Origin of the sequence: Neoroseomonas rubea (assembly GCF_016106015.1) — a bacterium.
In the GTDB taxonomy this organism is placed as follows: domain Bacteria; phylum Pseudomonadota; class Alphaproteobacteria; order Acetobacterales; family Acetobacteraceae; genus Neoroseomonas; species Neoroseomonas rubea.
Genome location: NZ_JACADQ010000015.1, coordinates 1 through 14,097 on the forward strand (window position 1 = coordinate 1; position 14,097 = coordinate 14,097).

The following is a 14,097-nucleotide window of genomic DNA, read 5'->3' on the forward strand; positions in this document are numbered from 1 at the left end:
CGCCGGCGCCGCCGGCGCCGCCGCCCCCGCGACGCTGCGCGCCCAGGGCGCCTGGCGGCCCGATCGGCCGGTGACCATCATCGTGCCCTGGGCCGCGGGCGGTTCCACCGACCAGATGGCGCGCATCGTGGCGGCGGAACTCGAAGGCCCGCTCGGCCAGCGCGTGGTGGTGGTGAACCAGCCTGGCGCCTCGGGCTCCATCGGCACGCGTAACGCGCTGGAAGCCGCGAAGGACGGGCTGACCTGGGCCGCCGGCGCGGCGGTGGATGTCGGCTGCTACAAGGTGCTCGGCCTGCTCGACACGCAGCTGTCCGACTGGAACCTGTTCCTCGCGGTGGCGAATGTGAACGTGCTGGTCGCCAACCCGCAATCGGGCTTCCGCGACTTCGGCGCGGCGCTTGAGGCGCTCAAGACGCGCGGTCAGGGCATCGGCATCGCCACCGCCGGCGTGTCCTCCGCCGGGCACAACATGATGGAGGCACTGCGCGCCGCGACGCAGCTGCAGTATCGCCACGCCACCTATGATGGCGGCAACCCGGCGATGATCGCGACCGTGTCGGGCGAGACGCCGCTCGGCGCCGTGCTGCTCGTGGAAGCCGCGGAGATGATCCGCGCCCGCCGCCTGGTCCCGCTGGCGGTGCAGGCCGAGAACCCGGTGACGCTCGCCGCGCAGGGCAATGTGGCGGCGATCGAGATCCCCTCCGTCCGCCGCTGGATTCCCGACATCCCCGCGCCGCTCAACTACTTCGGCATCTGGTCGCCCAAGGGCGTGCCGCAGAACGTCGTCGCGACCATGACGCAGCTGTGGACGAACACGATCGCGAACTCGCAGCGGCTGAAGGACTATGCCGCGAGTCGCGCTGCGCTGTTCACGCCGCTGCACGGGCAGGCCGCACATGACGAGGCGTGGAAGATGATCCGCCAGACCGCCTGGCTCTACTTCGACGGCGGCAAGGCGCGGGTGAGCCCCGACACGCTCGGGATCGCCCGGCTTTGAGCGAGGGGACGGCGCCTTCACCCTTCGAGGGTGAGAAGGCGCCTGCCTCCCCGCGCGCCGATCTCGTCACCGCGGCGGTTCTCTTCGCGCTCGGCGTGGCCATCGTGCAGCAGGCGCTCGCCATGCCGCGCTTCGTCGAGCAGTCGGGCACGGGACTGACCGCACCCGGCATCGTGCCGGGCTTCCACGGCGCGATGATCGCGCTGCTGTCGGTTCTGCTCGCCCTGCGTGCGCTGCGCCGTGGCGGCTGGGCGGCGCATGGCCCGGTCGCGCAGGGCGGGACGGATGGGCGGCGGCTTGCGATCGCGGCGGCGCTTGGCATCCTCTACGCCGGGGTGATGGTGGGGCGTGTGCCCTTCTGGCTTGCCTCCGCGCTCTTCGTCTTCGCCTTCACCGCGACCTTCGAATGGAGTGCCGGCCCGGCGGGCCGGGTGCGCCGGCTGGTCGAAGCCGCGGCGATCGGCCTCGGCACCGGAATCGCCGTGACGCTCGTCTTCGAAAAGCTGTTCCTGCTGCGCCTGCCGTGACCGACGCGCTCTCCATGCTGGCCGGCGGGTTCGGCCATGTCTTCGCCGGCGGGGCGGCCTTCCACGCCCTCTGGGCCGTGCTGATCGGCATCGTCATCGGCGCGCTCCCCGGGCTGACCGCGACGATGGGCGTCGCGCTGCTGACCACGCTGACCTTCGGCATGGGCCCGAATGTCGCGATGCTCGTGCTGGTCTGCGTCTATGTCGGCGCGATCTATGGCGGGTCGCGCAGCGCCATCCTGCTCAACATCCCCGGCACGCCGGCGAGCGCGGCCAGCACGCTGGACGGCTTCCCGCTCGCGCGCCAGGGGCTCGCCGGACGGGCGATGGGCATCTCCACCGCCGGATCGTGGCTCGGCACTCTGTTCGGCACGCTGATCCTCGCGCTGTTTGCCCCGAGCTTCGGGGAATTCGCGCTGCAGTTCGGTTCCTATGAAATGTTCTGGGTGGCGATGTTCGGCATCGTCATCGCGGGCTCGCTCTCCGGCGGCGATCCGCTGAAGGGCTACATCGCCGGATTCATCGGCCTGTTCGTCGCGAGCATCGGGCAGGAGACGAACCACGCCTATGCGCGCTTCGCCTACGGCAATGGCGACCTGGCCGGCGGGCTCGGCCTGCTGCCCGTGCTGGTTGGCGTCTTTGGCGTGGCGGAGGTGCTCTCCTCCATGCGCGGGCCCGCGGTGAAGGCGGTCTCGTCCAAGATCGACTCCGTCATCCCGCGCATCGGCGACATCACGGCCTATTGGCGGACCATCTTCCGATCAGGCGCGATCGGCACCTTCATCGGCGCCATGCCCGGGCTGGGGGAGGACATCGCCGCCTGGTCCTCCTACGCCGCGGCCAAGCGGGCGAGCGCGGAGCGGGAGAAATTCGGCAAGGGCAGCGTCGAGGGACTGATGGCCGCCGAGACGGGCGAGAGCGCCTGCGTGCCCGGCGCGATCATACCCGTCCTCACCCTGGCCGTGCCTGGTTCGGCGCCCGCCGCGGTGCTGATGGCAGCGATGATGATCCACGGCCTCAATCCCGGGCCGATGCTCGCGATCACCTCGCCCGAATTCATCTACCAGATCGTCGCCATGCTGATCGTGGCCGACATGGTGAAGCTGTTCTACGGCCTGGTGCTGGTGAAGCCGCTACTGTGGATCCTGCTGATCCCGCGCGAACGCCTGATGCCGGTGGTCTTCGTGCTCTGCACCGTCGGCGCCTTCGCCATCACCTCCCGCCTGTTCGACATCTGGGTGATGCTGGGCGCGGGGCTGGTCGGCTTCGTGCTGCGGGAGCTCCGCTTCCCGATGGCGCCGCTCGTCCTCGGCATCGTGCTCGGCGACCTGCTCGACAAGAACCTGCTGCGGGGCTTGGTGCTCTCGGGCGGCGACCTGACGCCGTTCTTCACGCGGCCGATCAGCATGGGGCTTTGCGCACTGACGCTCGTGGCCGTCGCCTGGTCGATCCCGGGCTTCGGGGCGCTGTTCCGCCGCCGTCAGGCGGCGATGCCGAAATAGGCGGCAGCGAGCCGCGCCTGTCCCTCGAACATGTCGCGCCCCGTCGCGGTCGCGCAACCCGCCGCGCGGGCAGCGGCGATCAGCGGCGTGACCTCGGGGTTCGGGATCACATCCGCCACCGCGAGCGCCGGCGCCAGCGATGCGAGGTCGAAGGGCGGCGGGTCCCCGGGCGCGAGGCCGAGCGGCGTCGCGTTGACCAGCAGGTCGGGCGCGCCCGATGCGGCGACCGCGGGAAAGGCCGCAATCACCTCGGCGGCGAGCGCATCGGCGCGGCCAGGCACCGCGTCCTCCAGCATCAGCGAGGCAACGCCCGCGCGGGCGAGCGCGAAGGCGATGGCGCGCCCAGCCCCGCCGCAGCCCTTCTGCCGCACGCGTCGCCCCTCCGGCGCGATGCCGCGCGCGCGCAGCCCGGCGACGAAGCCCTCCCCGTCGAACATCTCCCCTTCCCAGCGGCCATCCGGCAGGCGCCGCGCGGTGTTGACGGCACCGACCAGCCGCGCGGCAGGACCCAGCGCGTCGAGCAGCGGCAGCACCGCCTGCTTGTGCGGCATGGTCAGCACCAGCCCGTCGATGTTGCCGATCGCCGTCAGCCCCGCCCAGGCGCGCTGCAGGTCGGCCGCGCTGACCTGCAGCGGCACGAAGGCGGCATCGCGCCCGAGCCGCGCAAACAGCGCATTCCACCAGCCGGGGCTGCGCACGACCGAGACCGGGTCGCCGAGGATGCCGAAGAGCCGCGTCGCACCGCCGATGCTCATGGCGCTTCCTCCCGCCCGCTGTCGCTCGCGCGCAGCCAGGCCTCGATCAGCCGCTGCACCGGCAGACCGGTCGCGATGTCGTTGGACGGCGCGCGGCCGGCTTCGATCGCGTCCAGGACTTCGAGAATCATGGCGCGGTGCGGGCCGTGGTCGAAGGCCATCGGGTCGGCGCCGCCGCCGCCCGCGCTGCCATGGTCGATCACCTCCGGCGCCTGGCCGGCGATGTGGAGGTCGAGCCGCTCGGCGACCAGCACCGCGCTGCCCCTGGTGCCGGCGATCTCGATGCGTTCCGGGAAGCCGGGGCGGGCGACCGTCGTCGCATCCACCGCGCCGACCGCGCCGCTCGTGAAGCGCAGCGCGGCGGCCGCCATGTCCTCCGTGTCGATCGCCCGCAGCGGCGAGGTGCGCGCGATGCCGCGCACGCCCGCGACGGGCCCGGCGAGGTGCAGCAGCAGGTCGAGCGTGTGGATCGCCTGGGTCAGCAGCACGCCACCGCCGTCGCGTGCCTTCATGCCGCGCCCGGGCGTGGCGAAATAGGCCTCGTCCCGCCACCACCGGATGTTGGCGGAGCAGGAGAGGAGGTCGCCCAGCGCCCCTTCGGCCACCACCTGCTTGAGCCGGCGCGCCGCGGGGCGGAAGCGGTGCTGGAAGACGACGGCGCCGACGCGCCCTGCTCGGCGGACGCCGTCGGCCAGCGCCGTCGCCCGCGCCGCGTCCCATTCGACCGGCTTCTCCACCAGGATGTGCCTGCCGGCCGCCAGCGCGGCTTCACCGAGCGGCAGGTGGGTTGCGGGCGGCGTCAGGATCAGCACCAGGTCGAGCCCGGGCGCGGCCAGCAGCGCCTCCACGCTCGCGAAGGTCGGCCAGCCCCATGCGGCGGTGAAGGCGGCTCGGCGTTCGGCCGAGGGCGCCGCGCCACCCACCACCCGCACGCGCCCCGCCGCTGTGAGGTCCCGCAGCGCCAGCGCATGCGGCTTCAGCGCCATGCCGAGCCCGACGATGCCGACACCGATCATGCCGGGCGCACCCCGAGGCGGGAGAGCCGGTGCGCGGCTGCCGCGTTCACCGCGCCCTCCGGCATCTCGCCCCGCGCCAGCGCCGCGACCTGGCGCACGGTGTCCATCGCCTGGTGCTCCATCGCCTCCGGCGTCATGCCGCCGATATGCGGCGTCGCGATCACGTCGGGCCGACGCGCGAGGACGGCGGAGGGTCGCTGGTCCTGCGCGCGCCCCACATCCATCGCCGCGCCGGCGATGTGCCCGGCGTCGAGCGCGGCCGCGAGCGCCTGCTCGTCCACCAGCTCCCCGCGCGAGAGGTTGATGAAGCGGGCGCCGCGCTTCATGCGCGCGAAGGCCGCCGCGTCGAACAGGTTGCGCGTGGCGGCGTCCGAGATGGCGAGGCAGACGGTGATGTCGGCCTCGGCGAGCAGCGCCTCCATGGGCAGCTGCGCGATGCGGGGATCCTCGACCGTCGCGAAGGGATCGGCCACCAGCACCCGCATGCCCAGCGCGAGCGCGACCTCCGCCAGCCGCCGTCCGATCCGCCCGAAGCCGACGATGCCGAGCGTCGCGGCGGAGAGCTGCAGCCCCATCCGCCCAACAGGTTCCTCACCGCGCCGATAGGCCTGCACATGGCCCGACACGCCGCGCGCGAGATCGACCATGTAGCCCAGGGCGAGTTCCGTCACGCTGTCCACGAAGCCCGGCGTCGCGCGCGTGACGAGCACGCCGGCAGCACTCGCAGCCGCCACGTCGATGGTGCTGATATCGACCGCGACGCGCAGGAAGGCGACGAGATCGGGCGCCGCGCCGAACGTCTCCGGCGTGCCGGGCGTCGCGCGGTCCGCGACGATCGCCTGGCAGCCGCGGGCGGCTTCCGCCAGCGCCGCGCCGGACAGCACGGCGGAGCCCGGGTTGCGCACCACCTCCGCATGGCGCTGCAGCGCGGCGAGCGCGCGCGCGCCGTAGTAGCCCTCGAACATTTCCGGCGTATGCGCCAGGAATACGCGCAGCATGGCCGCTTCCTTCCCCCGTCGCGGCCAGCCTATCCTCTCCGCACGGGAAGGAAACCGCCGATGCGCTTCGGGCTCGAGATCGGGGACGCCGTGTCCTTCGCGCGCACGGTCACGGACATGGACATCGCGCTGTGCGCGGCCATCACCGGCGATTTCGACCCGCTGCACATGGACGCGGACTATGCGCGGGAAACCGCCTTCGGCGGGCGGATCGCGCATGGGTCGCTGGTCCTTGGCCTCTGCTCGACCTGCGCGTCGCTGATCGCGCAGCGCAGCATCGCCGCGGGGGCGGAGGGCACGCCGGCCTCGCTCGGCTACGACCGGGTGCGCTTCCTCAAGCCCGCCTTCATCGGCGACACGCTGACGGCGCGCTATATGGTGGAGGCACTCGACGCCGCCGCGCGGCGCAGCGACAGCCGGATCGAGGTGCTGAACCAGCGCGGCGAGACGGTCCTCGCGGGCCGGCACGTGATGAAGTGGGTCGCGGCGCTGTAAATCCTTCACGAAATCGCGGCGGATCCTGTCGAAGCCTTTGCCGCTTCACGCGCGGGAAGGCGCGAAGACCCCTGCACAGCGGGGCCCGAACCGGCACATCTGCGGCCACGATCTTCGGGAGGACCGCATGACCACGCTGACCCGCCGCACGACCCTCGGCGCCCTCTTCGCCACGCCCTTCGCCGCGCCGGCGATCGCGACACCCTGGCGCCCGGACCGCCCGATCGAGTTCGTCGTCGGCTTCGCCGCGGGCGGCGGGACGGACATCGTCGCGAGGCTCTTCGCCCGCCACCTCGAACCGCGGCTCGGCCAGCCGGTCACGGTGGTGAACCGGCCGGGCGCGTCGTCGGAGATCGCGCTGACCTACGTCGCCCGTTCCCGCCCCGATGGGCATGTGATCGGGCTGACCAACATGCCTTCCTTCGTCACGGTGCCGGTGGAACGCCGGGCGCAGTACACGCTCGATTCCTTCGCCTTCGTCGGCAACATCATGACCGATCCGACCGGGCTGATGGTGAAGGCGGACGGGCCGATCCGCGACCTGGCCGACCTGGTGCGCATGGGGCGGGAGCGGCCGGAGGAGCTGACCGTCTCCACCTCCGGCATCGGCACCGACGACCACCTGCTGATGGTGCTGCTGGAACAGGCGACGGGGGCGCGCTTCACCCTCGTGCACTTCAACGGCGCGCCGCAGCAGCGCACCGCGCTGATGGGCGGGCAGGTGGCGGCGAACACCGTCTCGATCGGCGAATACGCGCCGTCGCCGCAGGGCATGCGCTACATCGCCCATGGCGGCGCCGAGCGCAGCCGCTTCGCGCCGGAGACGCCGACCTTCCGCAGCATGGGACTTGAGATCGAGATGTATTCCGAGCGCGGCATCGTCGTGCCCGCCGGCACGCCGGCCGGAATCCTCGAGCGGCTGCGGGAAGCGGTGAAGGAAGCCGCCGAAGACCCCGCGACGCGCGCGACCTTCGAGGCCCAGTTTATCGAGCCGCGCTACGAGCCCGGCCCGGTCTGGGAAGCGCGCATGCGGCGCGTGCAGGGGCAGTATGCCGACCTCTGGCGCCGCCAGCCCTGGCGGGCGTGACCGCGACGGCCGCCCGGCTCATCGCGCGCCGGGCGGCGCGCCCTGCATCTGCCACTCCCGCACCGCCTCGAGCGGCCAGAGCAGCATCAGCACGTTGAGGAGCAGGTTGTCGCGGATCATCAAGGCCGCGACGCCCTCCATCCCGATGACGATCACGACCGAGGCCATGACCGGCAGCCGCGCGGCCAGGAAGAACCCCGCCAGCATCGCGACCCCGTCGCCGAAGGAATTGACGATGCTGTCGCCGTGGTAGTCGAGCGAGGCCGTCACCTCCCGGTACCGATCTATGATGAGGGAGGTGTTCTCCACCACCTCCCAGGCCCCCTCCATCACCAGCGCCGCCACGGCACGCCACGCGACCGACCAGCCCGGCCGCAGCCAGCACAGCAGCGCGTAGAAGACGAAGCCATGCGCCAGGTGCGACAGCGTGTACCAGTCCGTCAGGTGTTGCGAATTGCCCGACGACCAGACATCGCCATGCCACAGCGAGACATAGCCGCAGGCGCAGATCCACAGCCGTCCGATCGCGAACTGGATCGCGGCCACGCCCGCCAGGATCGCGCCCATCGCCGCCCAGGGCAGCCACGCCGCCATCACGCCCGCCACCGCGCCAGCAGCATCATCCCGCCCCCCGCGAGCAATCCCCAGAAGGCCCCGCCGATGCCGAGGAAGGCGACGCCGGAGGCCGTGACCACGAAGCAGACCAGCGCCGCTTCCCGCCCCTGCGGCGCATGCACCGCGCCGAGCATCGCGCCCCCCAAGGGTGCGAGCAAGGCAAGCCCCGCCACCGCCTGGATCAGCACCGGCGGCGCTGCCGCGACGAAGACCGTCACCGCCCCGGCCAGCAGCCCGAACAGCACATAGACGCAGCCTGCCACCACCGCCGCCACCCAGCGCCGCGCCGGGTCCGGCCCCGCGCCATCCCCCGCGCACAGCGCCGCGGTTATCGCCGCGAGGTTCACCGCATGCGCGCCGAACGGCGCGGACAGCAGGCTGAAGGCGCCCGTGGTCGCGAACAACGGCCCGGCTTCCGGCCGGTAGCCATTGGCCGACAGCACCGCGAGGCCGGGAATGTTCTGCGACGCCATGGTGACGATGAACAACGGCAGCGCGATGCCCGTAACGGCCGCGAAGGACAGGTCCGGGACCACGAATTCCGGTCGCGGCACCCATCCTTCCATCGGCATCGGCGCCGATGCCGCGATGACGCCGACCGCGACGGCGACCGCCGCCGGCACCGCAAGCAACCTGTTGACCCGCGCCACCACCGCCCAGGCGAGGATGATGGCGATGCCCGCCAGCGGCTGTTCCGCCACCGCGCGGACCGGGGCAAGGCAGAGCGTGAACAGGATCCCCGCCAGCATGGCGTTGGCGAGCGGCGCCGGAATCGCCGCCACCGCGCGCCCGAGCGGCTTCCACAGCCCGGCGATCGTCAGCAGCGCGCCGCACAGCAGGAAGGCGCCGACCGCCTCGGCAAAGCCGCCCGCCGGTGCGGCCGTGGCCGCAAGCAGCGCTGCCCCTGGCGTCGACCAGGCGACGCTGACCGGCAGCCGCAGCCGCAGCGAGAGCACGATGCCCGCAAGCCCCATCGCGACCGACAGCGCCATCAGCCCCGAGGCAGCCTGCGCCGGCGAGGCACCCACCGCCGCAAGACCCTGGAGCACGACGGCAAAGGAGGAAGCGAAGCCGACGAACCCCGCCAGCAGCCCGGCCGAGACCGCCTGCATCAGCGCACCGCCCGGTCGAGCGTGGCGGTCAGCGCGGCGATGTCCTCTGGCCGCAACTGCCGGATCTCCCGTGCCAGCCGGTTGGCGAGCTCCGTCGCCTCCGGCGCGAGGCCCGCCGTGTCGAGCACGACACGCGGATGGGATTGGCGGGCGAGGCGCGCAAGCTCCTCGGCATCGTCCCAGATCAGGCCGAAGAACTCGTTCACCTGGTGGACCAGGCCCGCGGAGGGCCGGCCGCGGCGGCCATGCTCGAGCGCGGAGAGATAGGCCGCCGAGACCTGGAGCGCGGCGGCGAGGTCTTTCAACGTCACGCCGCGCTGCTCGCGCAGCGCGCGCAGGCGGGCGCCGAAGGGGGTCATGAGGGGGTTATGGAGAAGAGGCGGGGGGAAGGGAACTTCCCCCCGTGGCCCCCCAACCTTCTTTGCCTGTTGGGGGGCGGGCGCTAGGCCTCCCGCACCTTCTGCACGCGAAAGCCCTTCAGCCCCTTCTCCTCAATCGCGGCGAGGAACGCGTCCGAGACGAAGAGTTCACCTCCCCCGAAGTACGCATCCACCCACAGGTGTCGGCCCGCGATCACCGCCCGCGAGACGCACAGGTCGTCGACGGTGCGCAGCACCTCGTTCAGGGTCTTGCGGCGTTGTCCCTGCTTGCCAATGCATTCCTCAGGCAGCAGCGAGTTGATGCGCACCAGCGGGTTCATGATGAAGTACTGGCCCGGCGCGACTTCCCGCCCGTCAAGCCGCTCGATCGGCTTGCCGTTGGGCCGGCGGATCATGATAGGGAAGAACTGGTGCAGCCCAGGCTCGAAAGCTTCCACCACCTCCCGGAATTCTGCTGAGACGCCCCATCGGGCCACGACCGGTAGAAAGTCGGCGAGCGTCTTCTGCCGTGATGTAAGCCAGAACTCGGTCTTCACGTCGGCCGGGTCGAAGCGGACGGCCTTGTTGCCGAAGTCCATACCGAGCCAGCGGCATCGCTCATAGGCGGCGTCGGTGAGCACACCAGCGCCCGGCCCCTCCTTTGGTGCCCCGCGGACGTCCGGCGAAAATCTCGGATCGTGCGAGAATGCGATGATCGCTGCCATCGGATGCCGCGCCTCCCCCAGTCGGTACCCGGAAGATAGAAAAGGGAGGGGGCTCGGGGGAGGTTCCCCTCCCCCGACCTTCAAGCCCCGGACAACCGCGTCCTGTCGAACGGCATGCTCCGCAGCCGCTGCCCCGTCAGCGCGAACACCGCGTTCGCCACCGCCGGCGGCACGCCTGGCGTGCCGGGCTCCCCCACGCCGCCCATCGGCGCGCCGCTTTCGACGATGCGCGTGTGCACGCGTGGCATCCGGTCCCGCCGGAGCACCTGGTAGGTGTCGAAGTTGCGCGTCGTCACCTCCCCGCGCTCGAAGCCGATCGCTTCCATGAGCGCGGAGGACAGCCCGATGGCCGCGGCGGACTGCACCTGTTCCTCGATGGTGCGCGGGTTCACCGCGCGCCCCGGGTCGATCGCGATCCACAGGTCGTGCACGACGACCTCGCCATCCTGCACCGAGGCCTCGGCGATGGTCGCGACCTCCGATCCGAAGGGCGATGCCATGGCGACGCCGCGTGCGCGGCGCGTGCCGTCGGCGGCCGTGAAGGGCCCGCGCCGCCAGCCGCCGGACAGGTCGGCGACTGCCTGCAGCAGCGTGCGGTGCCGCTCGGAATGCGCGAGCAGCCCCACGCGCAGCGCGAAGGGATCGCGGTCGGCCGCCGCGGCGATCTCGTCGAGGAAGGATTCGAAGAAGAAGTCGTTCATCGAATGCCCGACGGACCGCCAGAAGCCGAGATTGACCCCCGGCGGATGCGGCACGGGCACGAATTCCACGCGCTTGACCGGGAAGCGGTAGGGCTTGCCGGTCAGTCCCTCCATCACCGAGCCGTCGACCGGCGGGTTGCCCAGCCGGGCCGCACCGAAATGGCGCGAGATGGGGCCTTCGCCATAGCCCGCCGCCTGGAAGGCGACGATCTCCCCGGCCGCATCGAGGCCGGCGCGGAAGGTGGCAAAGGACAGCGGGCGGTAGGCGTCGCGGGCGAACTCTTCCTCCCGGCTCCAGATCACCTTCACCGGGCGGCCGGTGGCCTTGGCGAGCAGGATCGCCTGTGGATGCGCGTTCGCCGGCCCATAGGCGAAGTGCCGGCCGAAGAAGCCGCCGAGCGGCGGGGAGTGGATGCGGACCTTCTCCGGTTCGAGCTGCGCGACGCGCGCGGCGCTGGCGCGGAAGAAATCCGGCGCCTGGTTCGGCACCCAGACATCGAGCGAGCCATCCGCGTTGAAGCGCGCGGTGGCCGAGGCCGGTTCCATCTGCGCATGGGCGAGGTAGGGCGCGTCGTATTCGGCCTCGATCACGCGCGCCGCACCGGCGAGCGCGGCACGGAGGTCGCCTGCCTCCTCCGCGGTGTTGCCGGGCGTGCCGGCGGCCGCCTTCAGCCGGTCGAGCATGGTCGCGGGCGAGAAATCCTCGGCCATCACGGGCCCTTGCAGCGCCGCCCAGGCGACCTGCGCCTGGTCCGCCGCCTTCTTCGCGCGCCACCATGTGTCGGCGACGACGGCGACCGCGCCGGGCAGGCGATGGACGGAATGCACGCCGGGCAGGGCGCGCAGCGCGGACTCGTTCGTCACCGCAGCGGGCTGGGCGCCGGCGCGCGGCGCGTGGAGGACGGCGGCGAGCAGCATGCCCTCGACCTTCACGTCGATGGCATAGGTCACGTTGCCGGTGGATTTGGCGCGCACATCGAGGCGCGGCTGCGCGTGGCCGATCAGGCGGAAGCGCGCCGGGTCCTTCAGCGGCGCGTTGCCCGGCGGCGCGAGTGCCGCCGCGTCCTCGGCCAGTTCGCCGTAGGAGAGCGCACGGCCGGTGGCGGCGTGCAGGACCCGGCCCGGGTCGGTCGAGAGCACGCTCGCCGGCACGGCGAGGCGCGCGGCCGCCGCTTCGATCAGCATGGCGCGCGCGGTGGCGCCGAGGGTGCGGAAATGCGCGAAGGAGGAACGGACGGAGAAGGACCCGCCGGTGAAGCGGGCATTGCCGCCCTGCATGACACGGAAATCCTCGCCCGCCGGCGCGCAGGCGACGAAGAAGCGCGCCGGGTCGGCGTCGAGTTCCTCGGCGACGATCTGCGCGATGGCGGAATCGATCCCCTGGCCGCCCTCGACGAAGGGATTTTGCAGGTGCACCACGCCATCGGGCGCGATGCGGAGGTAGACGCCGACCTTGGTCGCGTGGCGCAGCGCCGCGGCAGCGGAGCCTTGCGCCGCCGGCCGGCGCGCCGGCAGGGCGAGGCCGAGGAAAAGCCCCGCTCCTGCCGCGGCGAACATGCCGCGGCGGGAGAGGTTCACGGGGCGGCCTTCGGGCAGCATGTCCTCGATGCGCATCGCCGCCCCCTTCAACCGGCCTCGGCCGCGGCGCCGATGGCGGCGGCGATGGCGTTGTAGGTGCCGCAGCGGCAGATGTTCGTCATCGCCTCCCGAACCTGCTCGGGCGTCGGCTTCGGCGTCGCGGTGAGCAGTGCGGTCGCGGCCATCACCTGGCCGGACTGGCAGTAGCCGCATTGCGGCGCCTGGTGGGCGACCCAGGCCTCGACGACGCGCCGGCCGACCGGATGCGCCTCGATCGCCTCGATCGTGGTGATGCGGTGCGCCGCAGCGACCTCGACCGTCATGGAGCAGGACCGCATCGCCTCCCCGTCCACCAGCACGGTGCAGGCGCCGCATTGCGCGACGCCGCAGCCATACTTTGTCCCGGTCAGGCCGAGCTGTTCGCGCAACACCCACAGCAACGGCGTGTCGCCTTCCGCCTCGACCCGGTGGATCTGTCCGTTGACGTTGATCTCGAGCATCGCCTGCCCCTGCCACCCTGTCCTTGCCGAGGAAGATGGGGCCTTCCCGGCGTCCGGGGAAGTGCGGGCGCCGGGCAGGTTACGTGCTGAAACCCGGCAGTGTCACGGCCAGGCGGCGGCGGGGGGAAGCGACATCAGGATCGCCTCGACATTCCCCCCGGTCTTGAGGCCGAACAGCGTGCCGCGGTCGTGGATCAGGTTGAACTCCACGTAGCGGCCGCGGCGGATCAGCTGCGCGCGCCGTTCCTCGGGCGTCCAGGGCTCGTGCATGCGGCGGCGGACGATCGGCAGGTAGCCTTCCAGGAAGGCCAGGCCGACATCCTTGGTGAAGGCGAAGTCGGCCTCCTGGCCATGGCCCGGGGTGCGGTCACCGAGCCAGTCGTAGAAGATGCCGCCCAGGCCGCGGGGCTCATTGCGGTGGGGCAGGAAGAAGTATTCGTCGCACCACTGCTTGAAGCGCGGGTAATAGGTCGGGTCGGCGCGGTCGCAGGCGGCCTTGTAGGCGGCGTGGAAGCTGCGGGCGTCCTCCTGCGCCTCGGCGCTGTCGGGGAACATCGGCGTCAGGTCGCCGCCGCCGCCGAACCAGGCCCGGGTTGTGACGATGAAGCGGGTGTTCATGTGCACTGCCGGCACGCGCGGGTTCTGCATGTGGGACACCAGCGAGATGCCGGTCGCCAGGAAACGCGGATCCTGGTCGGCGCCCGGGATCTGCTTGCGGAAGTCGGGGGAAAACTCGCCGAAGACGGTGGAGACGTTGACGCCCACCTTCTCGAACACCCGCCCGCGCATGACGGACATGACGCCGCCGCCGCCCTCCGGCCGGGTCCAGGCGGTGCGCTCGAAGCGGCCGGGCGGATCTCCGGCGTGAGGGCCGGCGGCGAGCTCGTCCTCGATCGCCTCGAAGGCGGCGCAGATGCGGTCACGCAGGCTTTCAAACCAGGCGCGGGCCGGGCCGGCGAGAGGGTGGTCCGCCGGCGCGGTGCCTGTGCCGCCGGCGGTTTTCACTTCATTCATGTAACGCTCCCTAGGTGACAGGCCGGGTGGCATGGACACCCCGCGCAAGCGACCCTTATAAGGGCCGCCGCGCGGGGTGGGCAGCGCGCGAGACAGCGTGCGCCCCCGCAAGCGTG

At 71.9% G+C, this 14,097-nt stretch carries 15 protein-coding genes; 5 read left to right on the top strand and 10 right to left on the bottom strand.

Annotation, left to right across the window (positions count from 1 at the left end; translation table 11 throughout):
* From HW577_RS03470 to HW577_RS03480, 3 genes are all read left to right on the top strand, one after another.
* Positions 1–997 (top strand): tripartite tricarboxylate transporter substrate binding protein (locus HW577_RS03470; protein WP_198374671.1); only part of this gene is annotated, 997 nt, incomplete at its 5' end.
* Positions 994–1,524: a tripartite tricarboxylate transporter TctB family protein gene (locus HW577_RS03475; RefSeq protein WP_198374672.1), complete on the top strand. Its 531-nt coding sequence runs from the start codon at positions 994–996 to the stop codon at positions 1,522–1,524. The genes HW577_RS03470 and HW577_RS03475, both read left to right, overlap by 4 nt.
* Positions 1,521–3,026 (top strand): tripartite tricarboxylate transporter permease, encoded by a 1,506-nt coding sequence (locus HW577_RS03480; protein WP_332837393.1) that lies wholly within the window; start codon positions 1,521–1,523, stop codon positions 3,024–3,026. The genes HW577_RS03475 and HW577_RS03480 overlap by 4 nt, the downstream gene beginning before the upstream one ends.
* On the opposite strand, the gene HW577_RS03485 is transcribed toward HW577_RS03480, so the two are convergent.
* Genes HW577_RS03485 through HW577_RS03495 form a run of 3 tightly spaced genes read right to left on the bottom strand, consistent with a single transcriptional unit; the run spans position 3,005 to position 5,795 of the window.
* Positions 3,005–3,781, bottom strand: coding sequence for a shikimate dehydrogenase family protein (locus HW577_RS03485; RefSeq protein WP_198374673.1), 777 nt, complete (start codon positions 3,779–3,781; stop codon positions 3,005–3,007). The genes HW577_RS03480 and HW577_RS03485 overlap by 22 nt on opposite strands.
* Positions 3,778–4,797 (bottom strand): Gfo/Idh/MocA family protein, encoded by a 1,020-nt coding sequence (locus tag HW577_RS03490; protein WP_198374674.1) that lies wholly within the window; start codon positions 4,795–4,797, stop codon positions 3,778–3,780. The genes HW577_RS03485 and HW577_RS03490 overlap by 4 nt, the downstream gene beginning before the upstream one ends.
* Positions 4,794–5,795, bottom strand: coding sequence for an NAD(P)-dependent oxidoreductase (locus HW577_RS03495; RefSeq protein ID WP_198374675.1), 1,002 nt, complete (start codon positions 5,793–5,795; stop codon positions 4,794–4,796). Before HW577_RS03495 ends, HW577_RS03490 begins: the two co-directional genes overlap by 4 nt.
* Before the next feature lie 60 nt (positions 5,796–5,855).
* Here HW577_RS03495 and HW577_RS03500 point away from each other — a divergent pair, with 60 nt between their 5' ends.
* Both HW577_RS03500 and HW577_RS03505 read left to right on the top strand, forming a co-directional pair.
* Positions 5,856–6,290: a MaoC family dehydratase gene (locus tag HW577_RS03500; RefSeq protein ID WP_198374676.1), complete on the top strand. Its 435-nt coding sequence runs from the start codon at positions 5,856–5,858 to the stop codon at positions 6,288–6,290.
* A gap of 127 nt (positions 6,291–6,417) precedes the next feature.
* A complete protein-coding gene (locus HW577_RS03505) occupies positions 6,418–7,377 on the top strand; it encodes a tripartite tricarboxylate transporter substrate binding protein (RefSeq protein WP_198374677.1) in 960 nt (319 codons plus the stop codon).
* 18 nt (positions 7,378–7,395) lie between these two features.
* Here the strand turns inward: HW577_RS03505 and HW577_RS03510 are convergent, their stop codons facing one another.
* The 7 genes from HW577_RS03510 to hemF form a co-directional block, all read right to left on the bottom strand.
* On the bottom strand, positions 7,396–7,971 hold the full coding sequence (locus tag HW577_RS03510; RefSeq protein WP_198374678.1) for a DUF2585 family protein: 576 nt from the start codon (positions 7,969–7,971) through the stop codon (positions 7,396–7,398).
* The gene (locus tag HW577_RS03515; RefSeq protein WP_198374679.1) at positions 7,971–9,104 is read right to left on the bottom strand and encodes a benzoate/H(+) symporter BenE family transporter; all 1,134 of its coding nucleotides are present in this window, start codon (positions 9,102–9,104) and stop codon (positions 7,971–7,973) included. The genes HW577_RS03510 and HW577_RS03515 overlap by 1 nt, the downstream gene beginning before the upstream one ends.
* Positions 9,104–9,463 carry a helix-turn-helix domain-containing protein gene (locus HW577_RS03520; RefSeq protein WP_198374680.1) on the bottom strand — a complete coding sequence of 120 codons (360 nt, stop codon included), beginning with the start codon at positions 9,461–9,463 and terminating at the stop codon, positions 9,104–9,106. The genes HW577_RS03515 and HW577_RS03520 overlap by 1 nt, the downstream gene beginning before the upstream one ends.
* An 83-nt stretch (positions 9,464–9,546) precedes the next feature.
* Entirely contained in the window at positions 9,547–10,188 is a 642-nt protein-coding gene (locus HW577_RS03525; RefSeq protein WP_198374681.1) for an imm11 family protein, read from the bottom strand.
* Between the two features lie 80 nt (positions 10,189–10,268).
* The gene (locus HW577_RS03530; RefSeq protein WP_198374682.1) at positions 10,269–12,503 is read right to left on the bottom strand and encodes a xanthine dehydrogenase family protein molybdopterin-binding subunit; all 2,235 of its coding nucleotides are present in this window, start codon (positions 12,501–12,503) and stop codon (positions 10,269–10,271) included.
* A gap of 11 nt (positions 12,504–12,514) precedes the next feature.
* The gene (locus tag HW577_RS03535; protein ID WP_198374683.1) at positions 12,515–12,967 is read right to left on the bottom strand and encodes a (2Fe-2S)-binding protein; all 453 of its coding nucleotides are present in this window, start codon (positions 12,965–12,967) and stop codon (positions 12,515–12,517) included.
* Positions 12,968–13,069: 102 nt separating this feature from the next.
* On the bottom strand, positions 13,070–13,981 hold the full coding sequence (gene hemF / locus HW577_RS03540; protein WP_198374684.1) for an oxygen-dependent coproporphyrinogen oxidase: 912 nt from the start codon (positions 13,979–13,981) through the stop codon (positions 13,070–13,072).
* Positions 13,982–14,097: the final 116 nt, after the last annotated feature.

Bases quoted from the DNA above. Each gene is read 5' to 3' on its own strand.
- HW577_RS03520 (WP_198374680.1), bottom strand. From the start codon at position 9,463: ATGACCCCCTTCGGCGCCCGCCTGCGCGCGCTGCGCGAGCAGCGCGGC.
- hemF (WP_198374684.1), bottom strand. From the start codon at position 13,981: ATGAATGAAGTGAAAACCGCCGGCGGCACAGGCACCGCGCCGGCGGAC.
- HW577_RS03525 (WP_198374681.1), bottom strand. From the start codon at position 10,188: ATGGCAGCGATCATCGCATTCTCGCACGATCCGAGATTTTCGCCGGAC.
- HW577_RS03500 (WP_198374676.1), top strand. From the start codon at position 5,856: ATGCGCTTCGGGCTCGAGATCGGGGACGCCGTGTCCTTCGCGCGCACG.
- HW577_RS03515 (WP_198374679.1), bottom strand. From the start codon at position 9,104: ATGCAGGCGGTCTCGGCCGGGCTGCTGGCGGGGTTCGTCGGCTTCGCT.
- HW577_RS03535 (WP_198374683.1), bottom strand. From the start codon at position 12,967: ATGCTCGAGATCAACGTCAACGGACAGATCCACCGGGTCGAGGCGGAA.
- HW577_RS03530 (WP_198374682.1), bottom strand. From the start codon at position 12,503: ATGCGCATCGAGGACATGCTGCCCGAAGGCCGCCCCGTGAACCTCTCC.
- HW577_RS03505 (WP_198374677.1), top strand. From the start codon at position 6,418: ATGACCACGCTGACCCGCCGCACGACCCTCGGCGCCCTCTTCGCCACG.
- HW577_RS03495 (WP_198374675.1), bottom strand. From the start codon at position 5,795: ATGCTGCGCGTATTCCTGGCGCATACGCCGGAAATGTTCGAGGGCTAC.
- HW577_RS03510 (WP_198374678.1), bottom strand. From the start codon at position 7,971: ATGGCGGCGTGGCTGCCCTGGGCGGCGATGGGCGCGATCCTGGCGGGC.
- HW577_RS03490 (WP_198374674.1), bottom strand. From the start codon at position 4,797: ATGATCGGTGTCGGCATCGTCGGGCTCGGCATGGCGCTGAAGCCGCAT.
- HW577_RS03485 (WP_198374673.1), bottom strand. From the start codon at position 3,781: ATGAGCATCGGCGGTGCGACGCGGCTCTTCGGCATCCTCGGCGACCCG.